The 22,353-nt window shown below is 68.8% G+C and carries 21 protein-coding genes; 15 read left to right on the forward strand and 6 right to left on the reverse strand.

All coding sequences use genetic code 11. The annotated features are described in order from the left end of the window. Positions 1–3 precede the first annotated feature (3 nt). From ASF34_RS18680 to ASF34_RS18700, 5 genes are read left to right on the forward strand one after another with little or no spacing between them, the layout of a single operon-like run. Positions 4–870, forward strand: coding sequence for an ABC transporter permease subunit (locus ASF34_RS18680; protein ID WP_018043323.1), 867 nt, complete (start codon positions 4–6; stop codon positions 868–870). Continuing rightward, the gene (locus ASF34_RS18685; RefSeq protein ID WP_056163380.1) at positions 867–1,955 is read left to right on the forward strand and encodes a branched-chain amino acid ABC transporter permease; all 1,089 of its coding nucleotides are present in this window, start codon (positions 867–869) and stop codon (positions 1,953–1,955) included. The genes ASF34_RS18680 and ASF34_RS18685 overlap by 4 nt, the downstream gene beginning before the upstream one ends. Beyond that, on the forward strand, positions 1,952–2,719 hold the full coding sequence (locus ASF34_RS18690) for an ATP-binding cassette domain-containing protein (RefSeq protein ID WP_056146833.1): 768 nt from the start codon (positions 1,952–1,954) through the stop codon (positions 2,717–2,719). Before ASF34_RS18685 ends, ASF34_RS18690 begins: the two co-directional genes overlap by 4 nt. After that, a complete protein-coding gene (locus tag ASF34_RS18695; RefSeq protein WP_244479044.1) occupies positions 2,716–3,495 on the forward strand; it encodes an ABC transporter ATP-binding protein in 780 nt (259 codons plus the stop codon). Before ASF34_RS18690 ends, ASF34_RS18695 begins: the two co-directional genes overlap by 4 nt. Positions 3,496–3,555: 60 nt before the next feature. Then, on the forward strand, positions 3,556–5,112 hold the full coding sequence (locus ASF34_RS18700) for an amidase (protein ID WP_056163383.1): 1,557 nt from the start codon (positions 3,556–3,558) through the stop codon (positions 5,110–5,112). A gap of 197 nt (positions 5,113–5,309) precedes the next feature. On the opposite strand, the gene ASF34_RS18705 is transcribed toward ASF34_RS18700, so the two are convergent. From ASF34_RS18705 to ASF34_RS18715, 3 genes are all read right to left on the reverse strand, one after another. Further along, a complete protein-coding gene (locus ASF34_RS18705; protein WP_026175852.1) occupies positions 5,310–6,083 on the reverse strand; it encodes an MOSC domain-containing protein in 774 nt (257 codons plus the stop codon). Positions 6,084–6,217: 134 nt separating this feature from the next. Next, the gene (locus ASF34_RS18710) at positions 6,218–6,781 is read right to left on the reverse strand and encodes a YcxB family protein (protein WP_056163386.1); all 564 of its coding nucleotides are present in this window, start codon (positions 6,779–6,781) and stop codon (positions 6,218–6,220) included. A 216-nt stretch (positions 6,782–6,997) separates the two neighbouring features. Continuing rightward, the gene (locus ASF34_RS18715) at positions 6,998–8,473 is read right to left on the reverse strand and encodes a carbohydrate porin (RefSeq protein ID WP_056163389.1); all 1,476 of its coding nucleotides are present in this window, start codon (positions 8,471–8,473) and stop codon (positions 6,998–7,000) included. A gap of 721 nt (positions 8,474–9,194) precedes the next feature. Between ASF34_RS18715 and ASF34_RS18720 the strand changes: the two genes are divergently transcribed. From ASF34_RS18720 to ASF34_RS18755, 8 genes are all read left to right on the forward strand, one after another. Continuing rightward, positions 9,195–9,947 carry a DeoR/GlpR family DNA-binding transcription regulator gene (locus tag ASF34_RS18720; RefSeq protein ID WP_056163390.1) on the forward strand — a complete coding sequence of 251 codons (753 nt, stop codon included), beginning with the start codon at positions 9,195–9,197 and terminating at the stop codon, positions 9,945–9,947. Then, positions 9,922–11,244: a Zn-dependent hydrolase gene (locus tag ASF34_RS18725; RefSeq protein WP_056163393.1), complete on the forward strand. Its 1,323-nt coding sequence runs from the start codon at positions 9,922–9,924 to the stop codon at positions 11,242–11,244. The genes ASF34_RS18720 and ASF34_RS18725 overlap by 26 nt, the downstream gene beginning before the upstream one ends. Beyond that, positions 11,241–12,191 carry a phosphotransferase family protein gene (locus ASF34_RS18730; protein ID WP_056163396.1) on the forward strand — a complete coding sequence of 317 codons (951 nt, stop codon included), beginning with the start codon at positions 11,241–11,243 and terminating at the stop codon, positions 12,189–12,191. The genes ASF34_RS18725 and ASF34_RS18730 overlap by 4 nt, the downstream gene beginning before the upstream one ends. Before the next feature lie 34 nt (positions 12,192–12,225). After that, complete coding sequence (locus tag ASF34_RS18735; protein WP_056163399.1) at positions 12,226–13,164, forward strand: phosphotransferase; 939 nt, start codon at positions 12,226–12,228, stop codon at positions 13,162–13,164. Beyond that, entirely contained in the window at positions 13,164–13,961 is a 798-nt protein-coding gene (locus ASF34_RS18740) for an inositol monophosphatase family protein (RefSeq protein WP_018043335.1), read from the forward strand. The genes ASF34_RS18735 and ASF34_RS18740 overlap by 1 nt, the downstream gene beginning before the upstream one ends. A gap of 67 nt (positions 13,962–14,028) precedes the next feature. Beyond that, the gene (locus ASF34_RS18745; protein ID WP_056163720.1) at positions 14,029–14,955 is read left to right on the forward strand and encodes a histone deacetylase family protein; all 927 of its coding nucleotides are present in this window, start codon (positions 14,029–14,031) and stop codon (positions 14,953–14,955) included. A 334-nt stretch (positions 14,956–15,289) separates the two neighbouring features. Further along, positions 15,290–17,488, forward strand: coding sequence for a histidine kinase dimerization/phosphoacceptor domain -containing protein (locus tag ASF34_RS18750; protein WP_056163402.1), 2,199 nt, complete (start codon positions 15,290–15,292; stop codon positions 17,486–17,488). Positions 17,489–17,520: 32 nt separating this feature from the next. Beyond that, on the forward strand, positions 17,521–18,120 hold the full coding sequence (locus ASF34_RS18755) for a biliverdin-producing heme oxygenase (RefSeq protein WP_244479045.1): 600 nt from the start codon (positions 17,521–17,523) through the stop codon (positions 18,118–18,120). Between the two features lie 13 nt (positions 18,121–18,133). On the opposite strand, the gene ASF34_RS18760 is transcribed toward ASF34_RS18755, so the two are convergent. Next, entirely contained in the window at positions 18,134–18,439 is a 306-nt protein-coding gene (locus ASF34_RS18760) for a hypothetical protein (protein WP_018043339.1), read from the reverse strand. Between the two features lie 248 nt (positions 18,440–18,687). Between ASF34_RS18760 and ASF34_RS18765 the strand changes: the two genes are divergently transcribed. Together ASF34_RS18765 and ASF34_RS18770 are read left to right on the forward strand one after the other, a co-directional pair. Next, positions 18,688–18,867, forward strand: a complete 180-nt coding sequence (locus ASF34_RS18765) for a hypothetical protein (RefSeq protein WP_018043340.1) — start codon at positions 18,688–18,690, stop codon at positions 18,865–18,867. 58 nt (positions 18,868–18,925) lie between these two features. Then, a complete protein-coding gene (locus tag ASF34_RS18770; protein WP_056163411.1) occupies positions 18,926–19,300 on the forward strand; it encodes a hypothetical protein in 375 nt (124 codons plus the stop codon). Between the two features lie 13 nt (positions 19,301–19,313). Here the strand turns inward: ASF34_RS18770 and ASF34_RS18775 are convergent, their stop codons facing one another. Further along, positions 19,314–20,924 (reverse strand): ABC transporter ATP-binding protein, encoded by a 1,611-nt coding sequence (locus tag ASF34_RS18775; RefSeq protein ID WP_056163413.1) that lies wholly within the window; start codon positions 20,922–20,924, stop codon positions 19,314–19,316. Positions 20,925–20,927: 3 nt separating this feature from the next. Further along, positions 20,928–22,349: a M20 family metallopeptidase gene (locus ASF34_RS18780; protein ID WP_056163416.1), complete on the reverse strand. Its 1,422-nt coding sequence runs from the start codon at positions 22,347–22,349 to the stop codon at positions 20,928–20,930. Positions 22,350–22,353 lie beyond the last annotated feature (4 nt).

The following is a 22,353-nucleotide window of genomic DNA, read 5'->3' on the forward strand; positions in this document are numbered from 1 at the left end:
TTCATGGATCTCGCGGGGCTCCTGACCTTCAACGTCGCCACCGGCATCGCCACCCTGGTCCTGATCACCCTCGGTCTGGGGGTGATCTACGGCATGATGCGCATCATCAACCTGGCGCATGGCGAGTTCATGATGCTCGGCGCCTACACCGCCGTGATGGCGAACGGCGCCGGGGTGAACATCTGGATCGCCATGCTGGTCCTGCCGCCCCTGGTGGTGGGGGCGGTGGGGCTGATCCTCGAACGCACCGTCATCCGCTTCCTCTACGGGCGGATGATGGACACGATGCTGGCGACCTGGGGCATCAGCCTCGGGCTGATCGGCCTCATCACCACGCTCTACGGCAACGTCGTGCGGGGCGTCTCGACGCCGGTCGGGAGCTTCGAGATCGGCCGCTACGGCGCCAGCCTCTACAGCCTCGTCATCGTCGCCACGGCGCTCGCCGTGCTGACGGGCATGTTCCTCCTGCTGCGCATGACGAAGTTCGGGCTGATCCTGCGCGCCACCATGCAGAACCCGCGCATGGCCGCCGCCATGGGCGTGTCGCCCGACCGCATCTACATGGCGACCTTCGGCCTCGGCGCGGCTTTGGCCGGCCTCGCCGGCGGCGTGCTCGCCCCGATCTCGGGCGTCTCCCCGTCCATGGGAGCGGCCTACATTTCCCGCGCCTTCATCACCGTGCTGGGCGGCGGCCCCGCCATCGTCACGGGCACGGGCCTCGCCTCCTCGGTGTTCGGCGTCATCAACGAACTGGTCTCGTTCAGGACCACGCCCGTCATCGGCGACGTCGCCCTCCTCGTCGCCGCGATCCTGCTGATCCGCGTGCTGCCGCAGGGCATCACCGGCCGCTACCTGAGGCGCAGCCTATGAATCCCGTCGCCCGCCGCTCCGCCATGGGGTTCCTCGTCACCCTCGGCGTCATGCTCGGCATCCTGTTCGGGGCGCCGCACGCCCTCGACACGTTCGGCCTCGTCCAGGCCACGGGCTTTGCAGCACTCGCCATGTTCGCCCTGAGCCAGGGCTTCATCTGGGGCTATGGCGGGGTGATGTCCTTCGGGCAGGCCGCCTTCCTCGGGCTCGGCGGCTACGCCTACGCCGTCTCCGTCATCAACATGGGCGACAGCACGCTGCCCATCCTCATCGCCATCCTGGTGCCGACCCTGTTCGCGGGGCTGCTCGGCTACTTCATGTTCTACGGCCGGATCTCGGACGCCTATATCGGCGTCATCACCCTCACCGTCTCGGTGATCCTGTTCCAGCTCGTGAACACCACCTCCGGCAGCCAGTACCGGATCGGCGAGGCGGAACTCGGCGGGTTCAACGGCATCCCGGCGATCCCCGCCCTCAACAAGCTCGGCGACGCGGGCAACCCGCTCGACAACGACGGCGTCTGGTACGCCGCCATGGGGGCGCTGATCCTGGTCTACGCCACCTTGCGCTGGGTGCTGGCCAGCCGCTTCGGCCGTGTCGTGGTGGCGATCCGCGAGAACGAGACCAGGGCGCAGCTCATCGGCTACGATCCGCGCCTGTACAAGCTCCTCGCCTTCATGATCTCAGGCGCCGTCGCCGGGCTCGCGGGCTGCCTCTACGCCAATTGGGGCGGCTTCATCAGCCCCACCGTGTTCGGCCTGTCGATGTCGGCGCAGGTGATCATCTTCGTGCTGGTGGGCGGCCTCGGCACCCTCGTCGGGCCGATGCTCGGCGCGGTGCTGATCCAGTGGCTCATCATCGAGGCCGGCTCGCAGAACGTGGTCGATTCCAATCTCGGCCTCGGCATCGTCCTCGTGGCGTTCGTCCTGCTGATCCCGCAGGGGCTCCTGCCAGTGGTGAGGACCCTGCTGATGCGGATCCCCGAACTCCCCGCCAAGCTCTTCAAGGCCAAAATCGTCGAGGCGAGAGCGGGCAAACCCGCCGATCCCGCCCGCGAGGCGCTGGCAGGGGAGGTCCGGCCATGAGCATCACCACGACAGCGGCGGCGCCGGCTTCCCCGGTCCGCCCGCCGCTTCGCCCGCTCGTCGAGGCCAAGGGCGTCACCATGCGCTTCGGCGGTGTGACGGCGGTGGGCAATGTCGACTTCACCCTCGGCGAGGTGGAGCTGCGCTGCCTCATCGGCCCCAACGGCGCGGGCAAGAGCACCTTCTTCAAGATGCTCACCGGACAGTTGACGCCCACCGAGGGCCGCATCCGCTTCCGCGACACGGACATCACCGGGGCCGAGCCGCACCGGATCGCGAGGCTCGGGGTCGGCATCAAGACCCAGGTGCCCAACGTCTTCAACGGCCTGTCGGTGCGCGAGAACGTGTTCGTGGCGGCCGGGCGGCGCAAGTCCATCGCCCGGACGCGGTCCATCGTCGACGAGACCCTGACCCGGCTCCAGCTCACGGCCATCGCCGAACGCAATGTCGGCCAGCTCGCCCACGGCCAGCGCCAATGGGTCGAGATCGCCACCGTGCTGGCCCAGGAACCGGAGCTGATCCTCCTCGACGAGCCCGCCGCCGGCATGACCCATGACGAGGTCCACCGCACCGCCGAGCTCATCCGCGAGATCAACCGCACCCATGCCCTCATCGTGGTGGAGCACGACATGCCCTTCATCCGGATGATCGCCAGGACCGTCACCGTCTTCAACCAGGGCCGCATCCTGATGGAAGACAGCGTGGAACGGGTGCTGGCCGACCAGCGCGTCCGCGACGTCTATCTCGGCAAGCAGGCCGCATGAGCCGCACGATGAACGCGATCCCGCCGATACCGCTCTCCGCCTGCCCGAACGCCGTCCCGGCGGCGAAGCCCGCGCTCCTGTCCGTCGAGGGCCTGCATTCCGGCTACGGCCGCATCCCGATCCTCGGCGGCGTCTCGCTCACCGTGGGGGAGGGCGAGTTCGTGGGCATCCTCGGCCATAACGGCATGGGCAAGACGACCCTGCTGCGCACCCTGATGGGCTACCTGCCCGTCACCGCCGGCCGCATCCGCCTCGGGGACGAGGACATCGCCCGGCGCTCGCCCACGGCGCGAGCACGGCTCGGCATGGGGTTCGTGCCGCAGGGTCGGGAGATCTTCGCGACCTTGAGCGTGCGCGAGAACCTGCGCATGGGCTGCCTCCTCTCCGACAGGGACGAGGACGAGACCATCGCGGATAGCCTCTCCGTCTTCCCCCGGCTGAAGGCCTATCTCGACCGGCCGGGCGGGGCGCTGTCGGGGGGCGAGCAGCAATTGCTGGCGCTGGCCCGCTGCCTCTGCGGCAATCCCCGCATCCTCCTCCTCGACGAGCCGACGGAAGGGATCCAGCCCTCGATCATCGAGGAGATCATCGAGACGCTGCAGGCGATCGGCCGGGCGCGCGGCCTGACGATCCTGCTCGTCGAGCAGAACCTCACCTTCATCGCCGGCCTCTCCGAGCGGGTGCTGATCCTGCAGAAGGGCGTCGTCACCCGCGAGATCCCGCCCGAGATCGCCCGCGACCGGGCGATGATCGAGGAATTCGTCGGCATGGAGTGAGGCCGCCGGCCTCAGCCCGTACAGTCCTTCCATCCATTCCAACCAAGGAGACATTGCGCGATGGCCGCCGCCCCGACACCAAGCCCCGACCTCGACATCGTCGAGATGACCCTGGCCGACGTGGCCGACGCTTTCGCCAGCGGGGTCACCTCGGAGGCGCTGACGCTGGCCTTCCTCGACCGGATCGCCGCCTACAACCCGCATTACAACGCCATCATCGTCATGAACCCGCAGGCGCTGGACGACGCCCGCGCCATCGACGCGCGCCGCGCCGCCGGCGAGGCGCTGGGACCGCTGGCCGGCGTGCCGGTGGTGATCAAGGACCCGATGGACATGGCCGGGCTGCCGACCACGGCGGGCTGGCGCTTCCTCAGCGCCAAGGCCGGCGGCGTCGACCTGATCCCCGAGACCGACTCGCCCGTCGTGGCGCGGATGCGGGCGGCCGGCTGCGTCATGCTCGGCAAGACCAACGTCCCCGTCCTCAGCGCCACCGGCAGCCACGCCAACGACAGCTGGGCCGGACCGACCCTGAATTCGGCGGCGCCCGATTGCCTGCCCGGCGGCAGCAGCGCCGGCACGGCCACGGCGGTGGGCGCCAGCCTCGCGGTGCTCGGCCTCGCCGAGGAGACCGGCGGCTCGATCCAGAACCCGGCCTCGGCGCAGGGGCTGGTCGGCATCAAGCCGACCTTCGCCCTCGTCCCCAATGCCGGCGTGGTGCCCCTGGCCGGCAGCACCCGCGACGTGGTCGGCCCCATCGCCCGCTGCGTGCGCGACGCGGCGCTGACCCTCGACGTGCTGGCCGGCTACACCGCCGCCGACCCCAAGACCGTGGCTGGCATCGGCAAGCGGCCCAAGGGCGGCTACACCTCGAAGCTCGACAGGAACGGGCTGCAGGGCAAGCGCCTCGGCCTGTTCGGACCCGGCTGGCGCGACCTGCCGCTCTCGGCGGAGGCGACGGACCTCTACGCGCGGGCGCAGAGCGAGATCACCGCCTGCGGCGCGACCCTGGTCGCCGATCCCTTCGCCGGCACGGGCTTCGCGGCCATCGCCGAGCCCACCGAGGGCCTGAACTATTTCGATGCCCGCGGCATGGAATCCGTCCCCTACGACCTGCATCTCTACCTGCAGCGCCTCGGGGGGAGCGCCGCGCTGCGGAGCGTCGCGTCCTTCGCCGAGGCGACGGCGGAGGAGGATGCGTTCGGCCCCAAGGGCGTGCTGCGCTACCTGCACCAATATCCGGTCTTCGAGGCGATCCTGGCCGATCCGACGCAGCCGCCCGATCTGTCGAACTTCCTCGCCCTCAGAGAGGCTTATCTCGACATCTTCAACCAAGTGATGGACGAGAACGGCCTCGACGGGCTCGTCTTCCCGCAGATGCGCGATGAACTGCCGCCCCTGCATGGCGGCCTCGCCATCAACGAGACCACGGTCTGCGAGATCAACATCGCCGGCCTGCCCGGCGTGACGCTGCCGGCCGGGGCCTATGCCAGCGGCTCGCCGTTCAACCTGATCTTCGTGGGCCGGATGTGGAGCGAGGCCGACCTGCTGGGCTTCGCCTATGCCTACGAGGCGGCCACCGGCTACCGCAAGGCGCCGAGCCTGGTGAGGCCAAGCTGAGGACGGAGCGCGCCTGACCCGAGGCCCTCCTCCCCCTTGTGGGCTACGATTGTCGCACCTCTCGCGGGCAACACGGGTCCCCTCTCCTGGAAGGAGAGGGGACCCGTGACGCCTCATGACGAACCCTCTTGAACAGAGGCAATGGCTCTCGACCAGATTTCTGAATCGAGAAGCCCACAAGAGAGATTGGACCTCCCTCAGCCGAGGGTGACACCATCCGCCGTGGCGATCGTGCCGCCCTCCACGACCTCGAGATAGATCCCGAGGTCCACATGCCCGAAATGCTTCATGATGGCCTTCGGCAGGTTCGCGTCGCGCTCGGCGGTCTTCGGGTTGACGTTGACGGCGCCGCAGCGCGGCGTGCGGGCGAGGCCGCGCAGACGCACCGGGCCGATGCTGAGCGCGCGCCCCACCCAATCGAGCTCCTGCCACGGCTCCAGCCCGTCGAGATGGATGTTGGCGCGGAAGCGCAGGGGATCGAGCTCTCTCCCCGTCGCCTCGGACAGCGCCCGCACCGAGGCGAGATTCACCACCGAAATCGCCCGCATCATCACCGGTGAGAGCACGCTGGCATCGGTGAACTTGTGGTTCTCGGCTCGCACGAGGCGGGGTCGCCCGCGAGTCTCCTCGCCGAGGTAATCGGCGAAGAAATCCTCCGTCCCGGCACGCCCGGCCTCGGTGGACAAGTCGGCGGCGAACACCTCCTCCCCGTCGCGCCGGATCGTCAGGCGATGGCTTTCGGGGTCGAGCCGCGTCGAAAGGGCCGCCAGCGCCGTGTTGTTGCGCAGCATCAGGAAGAAGCCCTTGTCCAGGGGCTCCGGCTTCTCCGGATCGAACGGGGTGGTCCCCAGCGCCAGGGCGTATTCCCGGTCATGGGCGAGCCCGTCCTGCGGGGTGACGCTCAGGCGTGTCAGGGCCTCGGCCGACAGACCCTTGATCGGATAGCGGTAGAGGGCGTCGACGGCGGGCATGGCGGATTCCTCGAAGATGTGCACCCTCGATGCCGGGGGCGGGGCCGATGCGCCATACGCTGTTTTGCGCAGGATCCCCGGTGCGATCCCGGCCGTCTCGGCGACGGCGCGGACCGCGGTCGGGCTCCCCCGGATCAGGCCGGCGACGCGGCGGCGGGGGCCGGCCGCGATTCCGCCATATGGGCGTCGATCGCCGCCAGGTCGTCGGGGGAGAGGACCCGGCCGGGGATCGGCACGAATACCCGCGTTCCCAGCATGAGAAGCGTCATGTCCGGGGAGGACAGGCGGGAGGTGAACGCGCTCCAGAGATAGCGCGTCTCCCCCTGCGAGGTGGCGATGGTGAAGGCCTCCGGCGCGATGACCGCGCGCCAGGGATGCCGGAACCGCTCGTCCCGCCTCACCGTCATGCCGGCCTGCCAGGGGATCAGTACCCTGGTGATCGCGTGCGGCAGGAGGAGCGCGACGAGGCAGACGATGATGACCCAGCTGACGAAGCCGACGACGTCGTTCTGGGCGAAACCGAAGACCACCATCATGGCCGCGCAGCCGATCAGGAACAGGCGCAGGCGCGGTCGTCGCATCTGGGCCCGGAACGTCGTGCGACCCGCCTCGACGAGGTCGGCCTTGAGAACCTCGTAGACCAGTTCCGTCCTGTGTCCGGCGCCGGGCGCGGGCGGGGACGTGTTCGTTTCGAGCATGACGGGACCTGACGTCCGAACGACGCGATGCGCGCAATGCCGACCTTCTGCCGCGACGGGATCGGTGGTTCAACCCGCCCCGGACCCGCCTGCCTTCTTCCGGCGCGCAGCCGCCCCGAAACGAGAACGGATCCGCCGCCGATCTGCGAGACCGGCGGCGGATCCGTAGCCCTGTCGTCGGTCGCGAGACACGGTGCCGCGTCTCGGACGGATGAATCAGCCCGGCGCGAGGCCCAGCAGCGTGCCGAGGGGAACGACGAGGGTGAAGCCGCCGTAGAACCCGTCCTTGGCGCGCCGCGCCGTATAGGGGTTGTAGAAGGAATTCGGGTTGACGACGTACTGAACCACCGGCTCGAGGACGACGCCCGCGCCGAGATCGAAATGGGCGTTGACCTCGAACACGAACTTGTCGCGCGAATAGGGCTCGCCGGTGCCGCCCGAGATGAAGTTCGCATCCGACAGGAAGTCGGCATAGTTCTGGTTCAGCCGCTGCCAGTTGGCCTTGATGCCGTAGGTGTCGTTGGGCCGGCCCTGGTCGGGCGCCTGCAGCAGCAGGCCGGCGAAGGAGTTGAAGCGGATCGGGATCGTCGGGTCGAAGGCGTAGCCGGTGCCGGTATAGGCCGAGATCGCGGTGGGATGCGGGTTGCTCGCGTCACGCCCGCCATCGGCCCGCCACAGGGTCTGCGTGCCGGTGAGGACGACGCCCGACGTGCCGGATTTCTGCAGCGACGGCGTGCCCGGATTGAGGCCCTTCGACGTGCCGGCGATGGTCTTGAAGTTATCGTCGTGGTCGGCGGTGTTGTAGAAGCCGGTGAGCGAGACGCGGCCGGGATAGGCCTCCATCGTGTAGTCGGTCTTGCGGCCGATCTCGGTCATCACGACGGCGCCGGACAGGCGCTCGTAGCCGAAATCGTAGCCCGACAGGACGTTGGTGTTGGGGTTCACGCTGAAGGCGCCGGCCTGGATGTAAGTCGTCGGCGAGAGCTTGTAGGCGATGTTGGCGCCCCAGACGCCGAAGAGCGGCGAGGTGAAGCCGGCATTGAAGTAGAACATGTCCTGGAAGCAGGAATTGATCGAGTTGCACGGCGGCAGGCCGTAATAGCGGTCGGGATGCGTGCGGCCGACCTCCACCACGAGGCGGTCGTCGAGGAGCTTCTGCTGATAGGTCAGCAGCGAGAGGCGGGTGCTGTTGGGCGTGTAGGGCGGCTGGTAGCCCACCGTGGTGTCGCCGATGTCGCCGGCCATGTTGAGGTTGCGCACGAGGCCGAAGAAGGTCTGGGTGAAGTTGATCGAGCCACCGGCGATGCCGGCGAGCTTCTGCATGTCGGCCGTCATGCTGAGCACGAAATAGGCGGCGTTCGATTGCTCGCCCGTGCGCAGGCCGGCGCTCGGATTGGCCTGGTAGAAATCGTAGATGTTGACGTCGAAGGTCAGTCCCCGCGCCGCCATGTCGGTGGCCCAGGGCGCAAGCGGCCCGGTGCGCACGGGATCGGCGGGTTTCGAGGCGATGTCCCGGTCGGTGCGCGGCTGCGTCTGGGCGTTGAGCTCGCCGACGGGCGAGGCGGTCTGAGCCTCGGCGCACAGCATGCCCGCGGCGAGGAACGCACCGCCCAGGAGAACCGGAAGCCCGGTGCGGCGAGCGGAGCGCGCGACGGCGGCGCTCGCGGGTTTCTCTGTCGCGTCTCTCGGCATCGTCGAACGTCCCCCTGCTGCTGTTCCCCGCGCCTTTCGGGTCTCGTGCTCGTCGGAGGAGCCCAGGCGCGGGGAATTGTGAGATTGGGAGGGTTCCGCAAGGCCAGTGCCACAGCGGGGAGCGCACTCGAGAAAAGTTCCATTTCTCACCCGAATTCTTTGCACGACACCGGCAGATTGTGTTCTCGACGCTAAACGACTGAGATTCAACCAGAAGAAGCAGGCTCAAGAAGCCTGACGCAGCGGACCTGCGGGAGCCGGACGGACAAACCGGGCACGGAAACGGGCATGTGTGATCCCACAGATGGCATAAGGCGGAAAATTCAGGCAAATACTCATAAATCCCACATTTCGGTCAGAATCAGATTGACAGGCGACCCGCGCCGGGGACCTTTCCGCTGAGGTCCGGCCGTCACGTGTCGTCATGGAAAGCGGCACCGGCATCCCTCGTCATCTCGGCTCAGGCAGCGTGATTCTGGCGGCATGATCAATCGGACAGGACAGGCCGACGCGTTGGATCTGCCCGATCCCGCTCATCCGGCTCCAGCGCGGCTCCCGATCGCCGGAGGGTTCCGGAAACGGGTAGCGATGGCGGCTTCCCCCGGCACGAGCGACGCGATTGCAATCTCCGTGGGAAACACCCAGTGGGATACGTGTTTTCCTGCGGCCTCGGCTCACCAAAATCGCTACTCTTCGGCGGATTGGGGAGACGCCGACGCCGATGCTGACCGACCACCGCTACCAGGAGATCCTGTCCCGTCTGAACGGGACGGGGCGGGTCGGCGTCTCCGACGTGGCCGCTTATCTGCGGGTCTCCGAGGAGACCATCCGGCGCGACCTCAAGGTGCTGGAGGAGCGCGGCGTCCTGCGGCGGATCCACGGGGGCGCCGTGCCGCCCCGCCTGGACCAGGACCGGCCGCTCCAGGAGCGGGGCAAGACCAACCCGCGCGAGAAGGCGAAGGTGGCGGCCAATGCCGAGGGGCTGATCCGCGACGGGATGTCGGTCTTCATCGATACCGGCACCACGACGCTCGCCTTCGCCCGCCGCCTCAGCGGCCGCAACCTCACGGTGACGACGAATTCCATCGACGTGGCGCTCCATCTCGGCAGCGGCCCCGCGCGGGTGAACCTGACGCCGGGGATGCTGCGGGCGCGGGACAACGCCCTGGTGGGCTACGAGACGGTGGCCTACGCGCAGCGGTTCTATTTCGACATCGCCTTCATGGGTATCGCGGCCTGCGACCTCACCCATGGCTGGATGGATTACGAGGAGCACGAATCCGCCCTGCGGAAGGTGCTGCGGGGCCAGGCGCGCCAGAGCGTGCTTCTGGCCGATTCCCGCAAGTTCGGGCGTCAGGCGAACCTCTGCACCTTTGGGCTCTCGGAACGGCTCACCCTCGTCACCGACCGGCCGCCGCCGCAGCCGTTCCTGGATCATTTCACCCAGCATGACATCGATCTCATCAGCTCCTGACGCGGCAGCGACGGCGCGCGCGTTCCACGCGCTCTTCGCGGAGATCTCCGCCTGCGGGGCGACGGCGGGCGGCGGCATCACCCGGCTCTGCGCCTCGGCCGAGGACGGGCAGGCCCGTCGCCTCTTCGCCAATTCTGCACGCGAGGCCGGTGCCGACATCCTCGTGGACGGGGTCGGCAACCAGTTCGCCATCTTCCCCCTCGCGGACGGTCCGGGCGCCCCCCTGGTGATGCTGGGCTCCCATCTCGACAGCCAGCCCAAGGCCGGCCGCTTCGACGGGACCTACGGCGTGGTCGCGGCGGCCGCCATCGGCGCCGCCCTGATGCGGGCGCGGCGCGCTGGCGAGACCTTCGTGGCGGATTTCTGTGCGGTGAACTGGACCGGCGAGGAGGGTGCGCGCTTCCGGCCGAGCCTCCTCGGAAGCGGCGCCTATGCGGGCGCGCGCCGGATCGAGGAGGCCTTGTCCAGCCGCGACGATGCCGGGATCACCCTTCGGGAGGCCCTGGACGGGATCGGGTTCCTCGGCACGGACCGGCCGCCGCCGCTCCCGGCCTGCTATCTCGAACTCCACGTGGAGCAGGGCCTCGTCCTGGAGAAGGCCAAGGCGAGCATCGGCATCGTCACCCGCAACTGGGGGGCGGCCAAGATCGACGTGGTCTTTACCGGCGAGCAGGCCCATACCGGCCCGACCCCGATGCCGCGCCGGCGCGACGCGCTGCTCGCCGCAGCCTATCTCATCGCCGAAGTGAGGGAGATCGCAGAGCGCTGGCCCGGCCGCTTCCATTCCTCCGTCGGCCGCATCCTGGTGGAGCCCAATTCCCCCAACGTGGTGCCCGCGCGGGTGGAACTGAGCGTGGAACTGCGCTCGGCCGACAATGCCCTCCTCACCGATGCGGCCCTCATGGCAGAGGCGGCGATCACGGAAGCGGCGGAGCGCGCAGGCGTCGTCGCGGCGATCCCCGGCCGGACCCTGCGGCCGATCCGCAGCCTGCCGGAGGCCGTGTGCGATCTCGTCGCCGCCTGCGCCGAGGAGACCTCCCTGCGGTCGCTGCGCATGGATACCGTGGCCGGCCACGACGCGATCAGCCTGCTCGGCCAATGCCCCACCGGCATCGTCTTCGTCCCCAGCGTCGGGGGCATCGCGCATAACGAGGCCGAGCTGACGCGGCCGGCCGATCTCGAAGCCGGGCTCTCGGTGGGACTGCTCGCCGCATGGCGCCTGTGCCGCGCCGGCGGATCTCCGGAACGGGCCTTGCTCTTCAGGCGGCCGAACGACGCGTTCGGAGGGGAGCGATGATAGCCTACGGCGAGGCCGGCACCACCTTCGACCACCGCGTGGAGGCCGTCATCGCCACGCGGCCGGACTGGATCGCGCGCCAGCCTCGCTATGGGCTGGCCGCAGCGCCGGTGGCGTCCCCGACTCACCGGGCCGTGGCCTCGGATTGCGTCCGGATCGCGTTCCGCGAGGGCGAGCCGGTCTTCCTCAAGCTACGCCACGCCGACATGGCGGACGACGTGACGCCCGTGGCCGGGCTGGCGGCCCGCAAGGCCGCGCGCCTTGGCGTCGCCCCGGAGGTGGTCCACGAGGCGGACGGAGCGCTCGGCCTCGCCTACCTGCCCGAGCCCTGGCGCTATGCCCGCGTCGGCGACCTTCAGGACGGGGCGGTCCTGGCCGAGGTGCTGGACGCCAAGAAGCGGCTCCATGGTGACGGTCGTCTCGGCCATCGATTCTGCCCCTTCGGGCGGATCGAGAGCCTCGCGGCCGAAGCCCGCGCCGCCGACGCGCCGCTTCCCGACGGGACCGACCGGCTGGTGGCGACGATGGCACTCGTCCGCGAGGCCATCCATGCGTCGGGGATCGACCTCGCCTTCTGCCACAACGACGGCATCGCCTCGAACGTCATGATCGGGGAGGGCGAGGTCCGTCTCGTCGATTTCGACCTCGCCGGCGACAACGACCCCTGGTTCGATGTCGGCGCCCTCCTCAACGAGACCTGCGCCTTCGAGCCGGAGCGGCGCGAGGCGGTGGAGCATTATGCAGGCCGGTTCGACGAGCGCCTCTACAACCGCTGCCGCCTCTACGGCGCCGTCGACGACGTGATGGGCGGCCTCTGGGGCGTCACCCGCGCGGTCACCTCGGCGCGCAGCGGAATCGAGTTCTACAAATACGGAACCTGGCGGCTCCTGCATGCGCGCACGACCATGGGCGCACGTGACTTCGAAAGCTGGCTGCGCCGGCTGTGACTCGATCATTCAAGACGGGGGGCACTGGACGGCGATGAGTTGGACAGGCTTGGGCGACGGCATCAGCGAGGGCGAGCGCGCCTTGGAGGGCGTGCTGGCCGGCATCGCCTCCTGGCAGGGCCGGCCGATGCGCTACCGGCCGGTGGCGGGTGGCATCAGCAACACCAACTGGCACGTCGCCATCGGGGACGCGCGGGATGTCTTCGTGAAGATGCCCGGTCGCGGCACCGAAATGTTCATCACCCGCGACCATGCCAACGAAGCCAGCCGCCGCGCCCATGCCTGCGGCTACGGCGTCGAGGTGATCGACTACCTGCCCGAGGCCGGCGTCGAGATCTTCGCCTTCGTCGAGGGCTACCGTGCTTCCTCGAACCTCGACTTCCTGCGCCCCGCCGTCCGCCACAACGCCGTGCGCGCCCTCAAGGCCTTCAACGATTCCGCGCCGCTCGGGCTGACGAAGACGATCTTCGCGATGATCGAGGAGCATGTGGAGCAGGTGGCGGAGGTGGGCGGCCGGCTCCCCGCCGACCAGGCCCATCTGATGCGCTGCGTGGCCGAGGCGAAGGCGGCCATGACGGCCTCCGGCCTCGATCTCGTGCCGTGCATGAACGATACGCTGGCCGGCAACTTCATGATCGACGCGTCCGACACGGTCCTGCTGGTCGACTTCGAATACGCCTCCAACAACGAGCGCGCCTACGAGCTCGCCCTCTGGTTCGACGAGATGGCGTTCCCCGACATCATCGAGCGCGAGATGATCGAGGCCTATTTCGGCCGCTGGACGCCCGCAATCGACGCGCGGGTCGCGGTGCTGAAGGCGCTGGGCGATCTCAAATGGGCGACCTGGGCGATGATCCAGGAGGCCGTCTCCACCCTCGATTTCGACTATTACAAATACGGAACCTGGAAGCACATGCGGGCCCGCACCCTGTTCCATCACCCCGACTGGCCGCTCTGGCTGAGGCGCCTGTGATGGGCGTGGACGCATTGGCGATCCCGTCCGGGGACGGGGCGAAGGCGGATGTCATCGCCTTCGCCCATCGCCTCGCCGATTTCGCCGCCCCCCTCGCCCGGCACTATTTCCGCACCGAACTGCCGGTGGAAGCCAAGGCGGATGCGAGCCCGGTCACCGCCGCCGACCGCGCCATCGAATCCCTGCTGCGCGCCGAGATCCGCAGCGTCTATCCCGACCACGGCATCCTCGGAGAGGAGGAGGGCGGCGATTTCGAACGGCCGCTCACCTGGGTGATCGACCCGATCGACGGGACCAAGAGCTTCATCACCGGCATGCCGCTCTTCGGCACGCTCATCGCCCTGGTCTCGGAGGGGCGGCCGATCGTCGGCGTCATCGACATGCCGGCACTCGGGGAACGCTGGTGCGGCACCGGCGACGCGGCGTGGTTCGGCGCTCTGCCCGCCCGGACGAGCGACAGGCACCTTCCCGAGGCCCGCCTGTTCGCCACCTCCCCGGACATCTTCGTGGGCGCGGATGCGGAGGCCTTCGCACGGCTCAGCGGAGCGGTGGGCCTGCGCCGCTTCGGCGGCGATTGCTACGCCTACGGCCTCCTCGCCAGCGGTCATTGCGATCTCGTGGTGGAAGCCGGGCTCCAGGTCTACGACGTCATGGCCCTCGTGCCGGTGGTGGAAGGGGCGGGCGGCGTGATGACAGACTGGGACGGTCGCCCCCTGACCCCGGCTTTCGACGGACGGGTCGTGGCCGCGGCCAATGCCGGCCTCCACGCCGAGGCCCTCCGGCGCCTGCGAGCCTGATCCGCGCTCCTGTCATCCCTCGCTCAAGCTGGTATACCCAATGCCAGATTGACGAGGGGAGATGTCGATGACCGTCCTGTTCCATCATGCGGCCGCGTTCGAGCATCGCACGCCGCACGGACATCCCGAGCGGCCGGAGCGCATGAAGGCGGTCCGGGAGGCCCTCGGGACGGCGGACTTCTCCGGCCTCGACCGTCGCTCGCCGGACGCCGCCGCCCTCGAATCGGTGTTCCTCGCCCATCCCGAGGAATGGGTCCGCGCCATCCTCCGCTTGGTCCCGAGCGAGGGGCTTGCCCATCTCGATTCCGATACGGTGCTCTCGCCCGGCACCATGGATTGCGTCCTGCGCGGTGTCGGTGCGGCGGTGCAAGGCGTCGACCTCGTGATGACGGGGGCGGCCCGCAACGCCTTCTCGGCCATGCGGCCGCCGGGGCACCATGCGGAACGCACCAAGGCGATGGGCTTCTGCGTGTTCAACAACGCGGCGATCGCCGCCCTTCACGCCAGGAAAGTCCACGGGGCGGAGCGCGTCGCCATCGTCGATTGGGACGTGCATCACGGCAACGGCACGCAGGACATCGTCTGGTCGGACCCGTCGGTGCTGTTCTGCTCCACCCACCAGATGCCGCTCTATCCCGGCAGCGGAGCGGTGTCCGAGGAGGGCGAGCACGGCAACATCGTCAACGCGCCGCTCAAGCCCTTCGCCGATGGCGACGCCTTCAAGGAGGCGATGCGAAGCCGCATCCTCACCCGTCTCGAGGCGTTCAAACCCGATCTGATCGTCATCTCCGCCGGCTTCGACGCCCATTGGCGCGACCCGCTGGCCAACCTGATGCTGGAGGCCGAGGATTTCGCCTGGGCCACGGCCCAGGTGATGGAGATCGCCGACCGCACCTGCGACGGCAGGATCGTGTCGCTGCTGGAGGGCGGCTACGACTTGAAGGGCCTCGGCGACTCGGTGGCCGCCCACGTATCGGTCCTGATGGGGGCGTGATCGGCATCGATCCGGGACAGTCGCTCCCGTCAGTACAGCCGAGCTTCAATCAACACAATTCCGTTTGTATGAAAGTACACATATAAGACTGGCAAACTATGTGTGGCGTCGATATGGCAAAGCTGCGTAGAGTCACTAAATAAATCCTCGCCCCACCTTCGACGGGCGGCAGATTTCCTCCCGTATCGTGTCTCCACACGGCGGGATGGGGGTCGGCGAATCGGCTCCTACTCGGCCGCCCAAGAAGGATTGTCTTTCGGACACGCGGTTCGGGGGATGCGGGAGGTTGGCCGTTCAGGTTTCCGACGGCCTACAGACGCTACAGAATGGACGTATGACGCAACTGAGTGCCCCCCGGACGGCCGATCCGGCCCTGGATCCTCGCCAGGACGGTGACGTCTCGGATCTCGGCCCAGATCTGACCGTCTGCGACCGAGAGCCGATCCATGTTCCGGGGGCGATCCAGCCGCACGGGCTCCTGCTAATCGCGGGCGCCGAAGACCAGAGGGTGGTCGGCGGCGCGGGCGACATCGAGGGAATGCTGGCCGCGGAATGGACCGGCCGGACGCTGTCGGAACTTCTCGGCGCGACCCATGCCGCTCTCCTTGTCGACGCGCCGCAGGACGAGACCGTCGTGATCGGCCGGGTCGAGGGCCTGCACGCGGCGATGGATGCCACCGCCCGCTTCCAGGACGGCCAATGGCTGGTGCAGCTCGAGCCGCAGGCCGCCCAATGGACCGATGCCGCCAGCCTGCTCGGCTGGCTCGACCGCGCCGGGAGCGCGCTGGAGCGGGCCGCCGACCTCAAGACGCTGTGTGAACGGGCGGCGACGTCGTTCCGTGAGGTCACCGGGTTCGACCGGGTGATGGTCTATCGCTTCCTCGACGACGATGCGGGTGTGGTCATCGCGGAGAGCCGGGTCCCCGAACTCGGCAGTTTCCTGCACCACCACTTCCCGGCCTCCGACATCCCGAAACAGGCGCGGGCGCTCTACATCCGCAACCGCGTCCGGGTGATCCCCGACGTCGCCTATGTGCCGCAACCGATCCGGCCGAAGGAGCTGTCCCGGCTCGACCTCAGCGATGTCGACCTGCGCAGCGTCTCGCCGATCCACCTTCAATATCTGCGCAACATGGACGTGGCGGCCTCGGCCTCGATCTCCATCGTCAAGGACGGCATCCTGTGGGGGCTCGTCGCCTGCCACCACCGCACGCCCCGCATCCTCGCCTTCGGGCAGCGGATGGCCTGCCAGGCTCTGGCGGGGAGCGTCGCGCGCCAGATCAGGTCGCGGGAGGAAGCCGAGGATTACCGCGAGCGGCTCCAGCTGCGCAGCGCCGAGGACGTGGTCTCCGGAAAGGTCCTGGGCGAAGCGCCCCTCTCGGACATCCTCATCGAGACGAGCGAGGATCTGCGCCGCATGCTCGGGGCCGATGGCTTCGCGCTCCTGCAGGGCAGGGATCTCCACCGGACCGGACGCTGCGCCGACGAGGCCGACCTGCGCGAGATCGCCGCCTGGGTCCGGACGGTGGGCGGCGCGCAGGCCCTCCACACCCACGCCCTCAGCAAGCGGTTCCCGCGTGCCGACGCCTATCGCGCGCTGGCGAGCGGTCTCCTCGCCGTGGTCCTGTCGGGGGATGAGCCGATCATCCTGATGTGGTTCCGGGCCGAGCAGATCGAACTCGTGAACTGGGCGGGCAACCCGCACAAGGCCGCCGTCGCCGTCGGCGACACCCTGAGCCCCCGCGCCTCCTTCGAGGCCTGGACCGAGGAGGTCCACGGCCATGCCAAACCCTGGACCCTTCCCGAGATCGAGGCGGCGCAGCGCATCGTCCGCGAATTGTACGAGGCGCGCCAGACCCGGCGCATCCGCGAGCTCAACCGCGAACTCGGCGCCACCGTGGCGGACAAGGAAAGCCTGCTGGTCCAGAAGGACTACCTGATCAAGGAAGTGAACCACCGCGTCCAGAACAGCCTTCAGCTCGTCTCGGCCTTCCTGTCCCTGCAGGCGAGGGCGGAGGGCAACGCGGATCTCAGCAAGTCCCTGGGCGAGGCGCAGCGCCGTCTGTCCGCCGTGGCCCTGGTCCACCGGCGGCTCTACAGCGACGACAATGTCGAGATGATCGATCTCGCGCGCTACCTCGAGGATCTCGTCACGGAGATGAAATCGTCGATGGGACCCGACTGGACGGATCAGTTCAGTACCGACTTCGCCCCCGTGACCATTCCCACCGATGCCGCCGTGAGCATCGGGCTGATCCTGACCGAGCTCGTCATCAACGCCAACAAATACGCCTATGCCGGTGCCGTCGGGCCGATCGCCATCAGCCTCGAACAGCATCGCAACCGCTTCCGCCTGATCGTCGCCGATCAGGGCCAGGGCAAGACCGGCACGCGGAGCGGATTCGGGACGCGGATGCTCAACGCCATGGTCGACCGCCTCGGCGGCACCATCGAGAACACCAACAATCACCCGGGGCTGAGGGTGATCATGACCGCCCCGATCGGCGCGCCCGAGCCGGCCGGCCTGCCGTGAGCGGCGCGGCCCATGCGTCCGCGGCCCCGTCATTGAGCGAACGGCTCCGAGAGGAGACGCGTGACCGTCACGAGGATCTGGAACACCGGCTCGACTGGCGGCGGCGGATGGCGACGCGGGAGGGATACCTCGCTCTCCTCAGCCGCTGGTGGGGGTTCCACCGGGTCTTCGAGCCCGCAATCGCCGCAAGCTTCGAACCTGCCTTCGCGCAGCCGCGCGGCAAGCTGCGCTTGCTGGAACGCGATCTCGTCCATTTCGGACTGACGAAGGACACGATCGAGGCGCTACCGCGCTTTGCGGCGGGCACCGCCTTCCACACGCGCCCCGCCCTTCTCGGCGCGCTCTACGTCACGGAAGGCTCGACCCTGGGCGGGCAGGTCATCGCCCATCACCTTCACCGCAGCCTCGGGGCGGAGATCGCATCGGGCGGGTGCGCCTATTACGAAGGCTACGGCAAGCGGGACACGGGGGCGATGTGGGCCTCGTTTCGAACCTTCCTCGACCGGTCCGGCGAGGAAGGCCCACCGCATCACGTGATCGAGGGCGCCCGTTGGACCTTCGACGCCCTCAAGCTCTGGCTCACCGCCGGCCTCCCGCTGGATTCCGGTCGGGTCGAGCCGTCACAGCGCTGATCGTCGAGCCGGATCAGACGGCGTCGATCGCGCGTCCGCCATAGGTCTCGAACGACGTCATCACCTTCTCGGTCAGCCCGTCGTCGAACGCGACGGTGACGCGGATCTCGCCCTCCAGAGCGGGCTCGCCCTCGGTGCCTTCCTTCAGGCGGCCATCCTCGATATCGGCCCGCGCCGCCTCGGTCCCGGCGGTGTTGTCGTCGCCGGCGGGGGCGATGGTCACGGCGCCCCGGTCGATCCCGTGTTCCTGGACGATGTGCTCGACTGCGGTCTCGGCATCGCGGCGGCTCTTGAAGTCGGCGGACATCGTCTTCGACATGATCACGGTTTCCGGGGTGGGGGTTGCCTCGAGGCTTTGTGAACCCGCGGCCGTGGGAAAGGTTCAGCACGCGACCTTAGCCGTCCTCGCCGGACAGCACGGGGCGGAGGTGAAGTACGCAGGCGCTATTTCATCTTGGCCACACTCCGGTGGAATCTTGTGTTTCAGGGTCATTCCCCACCAACAGGGCGTCAATTTCGGTGCAAACAAATGTTGTCGATCGCGCAACGTGCGGTTAAGTGCGGTTCATGCCTAAGCTCGAATCTCTCCTGGACCGTCTCAAAGCTCGTCAGCGCGCCCTGATCCTGGAAGCGGCGGAGCATGAAACGATGCCGGCCGACAGCACGCTGCGCCGCATCGCGGAGCTGGAAAATGCGATCGCCGCGGTGGAAGCCGTCCTCGACGAGACGCGGGCCCTTGCCCGCTAGCGAGCCTCGGACGACGACGTATCCTCGACCGGGCCGCCGGGTAGCGGCTCAGGCCCTGATGGCGGCTGCCTTCGTGGCGGGCGTCGCGGCATCGGCGGGAGCCTTTGCTCAGGAGGCGATGGCTCAGGACGCGCCGGCAGCAGGCGCCGATCTCGATCTCCTGGAGCGGCGCTGGCACAAATGCGTGCGGCAGGCCTTTTCCGGGCAACCCGCCGGCCTGCCGACCCATGCCGCGCAGAAGGCCGCTTTGGCCGAATGCAAGACCCTGGAGAACAGTTACGTCTCGGCGATGCTGGTGGCCCAGGCGGCCGAGGCCGAGGCCCGTCGACAGGGCAAGCCATCGATCGGCGCGAGGGCGAGGGGCTGGGCCACCTCGCTCCTGTCCTACGTGGTCGACCCGGTGACGTCCTGGATCGACGCCTGGCGCAAGTAGCGCCTCTCGCGCGTCAGGCCACGTCCATCTGCAATCCGGGCACGGCCGAGAGCAGATCCCGCGTGTAGGGATGGTCCGGCCGGCGGAACAGATCGGCGGTCGGCCGCTGCTCCACGATCTCGCCGCGATGCATCACCGCGATCCGGTCGCAGATCTTGGCGGCGACGCGCAGGTCGTGGGTGATGAACAGCATGGCGAGGTTCAGGCGCTGCTTCAGATCCTCGAGAAGGTCGAGCACCTGGGCCTGGACCGACACGTCGAGGGCCGAGACGGCCTCGTCGGCGACCAGCACGTCGGGCTCCATGGCGAGCGCCCGTGCGATGCCGATGCGCTGGCGCTGGCCGCCGGAGAAGGCATTTGGATATCGCTCGGCGGCGCTGGGCGACAGGCCGACGAGATCGAGGAGTTCCCGCGCCCGCTCCCTTGCCTCGCGGACGGGCGTGCCATGGGCGATCGGCCCGGCGGTGATGATCTGCTCCACGGTCCGGCGCGGGTTGAGGGAGGCGAAGGGGTCCTGGAAGATCATCTGGATGCGCTTGCGCTCGGCGCGGAGCGCGCGCGGCCCCAAAGCCGTGTAATCCAGCGCGCCGAGGCGGACGGTGCCCCGGTCCGGGTCGATGAGCCGGATGGCGAGGCGCGCCGTGGTGGATTTGCCCGAGCCCGATTCGCCCACGAGCCCCAAGGTCTCGCCGCGCCGGACGTCGAACGCCACCTCCTTGACCGCGTGGACGATGCGCGGCGGCCCGAACAGGCCACGACGCGACGTGTAGGTTTTCGTCAAGCCGATGGCAGACAGGGCGATGGGCGCGCCCTCCCGTGATGCGCGCTCCGGCGGCACGATGCTCGGCACCGCCGCCAGCAGCGCCTTGGTGTAGGGATGCTGCGGGTTCCTCAGGACCTCGTCGGCGGAGCCCGATTCCACCAGCTTGCCGCGCTGGAGCACCGCCACATGGTCGGCGATGTCCGCGACGACGCCGAAATCGTGGGTGATGAACAGGACGCTCATGCCCCGCCGCCGCTGCAGGTCGCGGACGAGCTTCAGGATCTGCGCCTGGGTGGTGACGTCCAGCGCCGTGGTCGGCTCGTCGGCGACGAGGATCGAGGGCTCCAGCGCCAGAGCCATTGCGATCATCGCGCGCTGGCGCTGTCCGCCCGACAGCTGATGCGGATAGGCACGCACGATCTGCGCCGGGTCGGGCAGGCCGACCTCGGTGGCGAGCGCGATGGCCTTGGCCCGACGCTCGGCCTTGGTGAGGAGGCCGTGCGCCTCGAACATCTCGGCGATCTGGTCGCCGATCCGCATGACCGGGTTGAGGGCCGTCATGGGCTCCTGGAACACCATGGCGATGCGGCGCCCGCGCAAGGCACGCCAGTCGCGCTCGCCGAGGGTGAGCAGGTCCCGCCCCTCGAACACGATGCTGCCGCCGACGGGCGTGAGGGCACGCGGCAGCAGGCCGGTGAGCGCATAGGCGCTCATGGATTTGCCCGAGCCCGATTCGCCGACGACGCAGAGGATCTTGCCCGGCATCAGGTCGAGGGAGAGATCCTCCACCGCATGCGGCCGGTCCGCTCCCTTGGGCAGGGCCAGGGTGAGGTTGCGGATGCTGACGACAGGCTCGCTCATGGTTCAGGTCTCCCGTTTGGCGTCGCGCTGGCCCAGGATGCCGGGTCCGGTCTCCCCGAGATCCCAGAACAGGCCGGCCATCAGCATCAGTGCCTCGCGGCTCATCGGCCCGAGCAAATGCTCGTCCGGCCCGTGCTGGAGGCAGGCCGGGTAGGAATGCGGCACCCACAGGGTCGGCAGGCCGAGGATCTCGGAGAAGGCGTCGTTGGGCAGCGACCCGCCGAGATTGGGCAGCAAAGCCGGGCGCTTGCCCGTGCTGGCCTCGATGGAGGCCAGCGCCCAGCCGACCCAAGGGTCCTCGACGGGAAGGCGGGTGGCACGGAACACTTCGGAACGGGCCGCCCGCACCTCGACCATGGGAAAGCCGTTCGCATCGAGATGGGCGCGCACTGCCGGGATCAGGCCCTCCCAGTCGGTGCCGACGACGAAGCGCAGCTGCAGTGTCGCCTTGGCGTGGGGCGGCACCGCATTGAGCGGTCCGTCGGGGTCGCCGGTCTTGAAGGCCAGCACTTCGAGGGTGTTCCAGCCGAAGACGCGCTCGGCCGCATTGAGGCCGGGCTCGCCCCAATCCTCGTCGATCCTCGGCGCGGTGGGGTCGGTGCCCACCGCGATGTCGGCGAGCGCGGCGCGCACGCCCTCGGGGATCGCGGGGGGCCGCAGGGCATCGAGGAGGATCTTGCCGCGCCCGTCGACCAGGGTCGCGATGGCGTTGGCGAGCACCGTGCCCGGGTTGCGCAGCAGGCCGCCCCAATTGCCCGAATGGTGGCTGCCCTCACGCAGGTTCACGATGAGTTCGAACGTGTAGCCTCCGCGCGAGCCGAGGAAGAGCGTGGGGCGTTCCGCGCTCACCCGTGGCCCGTCCGAGGCGATGAGCACGTCGGCGGCAAGAGCGCGCGCCTCGGCCCGGCACAGGTCGCGCAGACCCGGCGAACCGGATTCCTCGCCCATTTCGATGAGGAGCTTGGTGTTGAAGCCGAGGCGTCCGCCTCTCGCCGCCATCACCGCCTCGAGCGCGCCGAGATTGATGATGTGCTGGCCCTTGTTGTCGGCGGTGCCGCGACCGTACCAGCGGTCGCCCTCGACGACGATCGCCCACGGGTCGAGGCCGTCGCGCCATTGTTCGGGATAGCCGCGCACGGTGTCGCCGTGGCCGTAGATCAGCACGGTGGGCAGGGCGTCGCCCTCGTGGCGCTCGGCGATGAGGAAGGGGCCGTGCTCGCCGTCGGGATTGTCGAGGATGCGACCGGTGAAACCCAACGGCGCGATGGCGGGCATGAGAAAGTCGGACAGGTAGGCACGGAGCGCCGGCAATTGCCCCGTGGTCTGGCTCTCGGTCGGGCGGGCGACGGCATCCTGCAGGACGGCGCGGAAACCGCCTCCGTCGTAGTGGCGCGCGGCGTGCGCGATCGCATCGTGTCGGGACATGGAT

It is taken from the genome of Methylobacterium sp. Leaf106 (assembly GCF_001422895.1).
GTDB lineage: Bacteria > Pseudomonadota > Alphaproteobacteria > Rhizobiales > Beijerinckiaceae > Methylobacterium > Methylobacterium bullatum.

Coding starts and splice junctions, on each gene's coding strand:
- ASF34_RS18720 (WP_056163390.1), top strand. CDS start 9,195: ATGCTGACCGACCACCGCTACCAGGAGATCCTGTCCCGTCTGAACGGG.
- ASF34_RS18695 (WP_244479044.1), top strand. CDS start 2,716: ATGAGCCGCACGATGAACGCGATCCCGCCGATACCGCTCTCCGCCTGC.
- ASF34_RS18775 (WP_056163413.1), bottom strand. CDS start 20,924: ATGAGCGAGCCTGTCGTCAGCATCCGCAACCTCACCCTGGCCCTGCCC.
- ASF34_RS18700 (WP_056163383.1), top strand. CDS start 3,556: ATGGCCGCCGCCCCGACACCAAGCCCCGACCTCGACATCGTCGAGATG.
- ASF34_RS18680 (WP_018043323.1), top strand. CDS start 4: ATGGATCTCGCGGGGCTCCTGACCTTCAACGTCGCCACCGGCATCGCC.
- ASF34_RS18710 (WP_056163386.1), bottom strand. CDS start 6,781: ATGCTCGAAACGAACACGTCCCCGCCCGCGCCCGGCGCCGGACACAGG.
- ASF34_RS18750 (WP_056163402.1), top strand. CDS start 15,290: ATGACGCAACTGAGTGCCCCCCGGACGGCCGATCCGGCCCTGGATCCT.
- ASF34_RS18715 (WP_056163389.1), bottom strand. CDS start 8,473: ATGCCGAGAGACGCGACAGAGAAACCCGCGAGCGCCGCCGTCGCGCGC.
- ASF34_RS18705 (WP_026175852.1), bottom strand. CDS start 6,083: ATGCCCGCCGTCGACGCCCTCTACCGCTATCCGATCAAGGGTCTGTCG.
- ASF34_RS18780 (WP_056163416.1), bottom strand. CDS start 22,349: ATGTCCCGACACGATGCGATCGCGCACGCCGCGCGCCACTACGACGGA.
- ASF34_RS18740 (WP_018043335.1), top strand. CDS start 13,164: ATGGGCGTGGACGCATTGGCGATCCCGTCCGGGGACGGGGCGAAGGCG.
- ASF34_RS18745 (WP_056163720.1), top strand. CDS start 14,029: ATGACCGTCCTGTTCCATCATGCGGCCGCGTTCGAGCATCGCACGCCG.
- ASF34_RS18765 (WP_018043340.1), top strand. CDS start 18,688: ATGCCTAAGCTCGAATCTCTCCTGGACCGTCTCAAAGCTCGTCAGCGC.
- ASF34_RS18770 (WP_056163411.1), top strand. CDS start 18,926: ATGGCGGCTGCCTTCGTGGCGGGCGTCGCGGCATCGGCGGGAGCCTTT.
- ASF34_RS18730 (WP_056163396.1), top strand. CDS start 11,241: ATGATAGCCTACGGCGAGGCCGGCACCACCTTCGACCACCGCGTGGAG.
- ASF34_RS18685 (WP_056163380.1), top strand. CDS start 867: ATGAATCCCGTCGCCCGCCGCTCCGCCATGGGGTTCCTCGTCACCCTC.
- ASF34_RS18760 (WP_018043339.1), bottom strand. CDS start 18,439: ATGTCGAAGACGATGTCCGCCGACTTCAAGAGCCGCCGCGATGCCGAG.
- ASF34_RS18690 (WP_056146833.1), top strand. CDS start 1,952: ATGAGCATCACCACGACAGCGGCGGCGCCGGCTTCCCCGGTCCGCCCG.
- ASF34_RS18725 (WP_056163393.1), top strand. CDS start 9,922: ATGACATCGATCTCATCAGCTCCTGACGCGGCAGCGACGGCGCGCGCG.
- ASF34_RS18735 (WP_056163399.1), top strand. CDS start 12,226: ATGAGTTGGACAGGCTTGGGCGACGGCATCAGCGAGGGCGAGCGCGCC.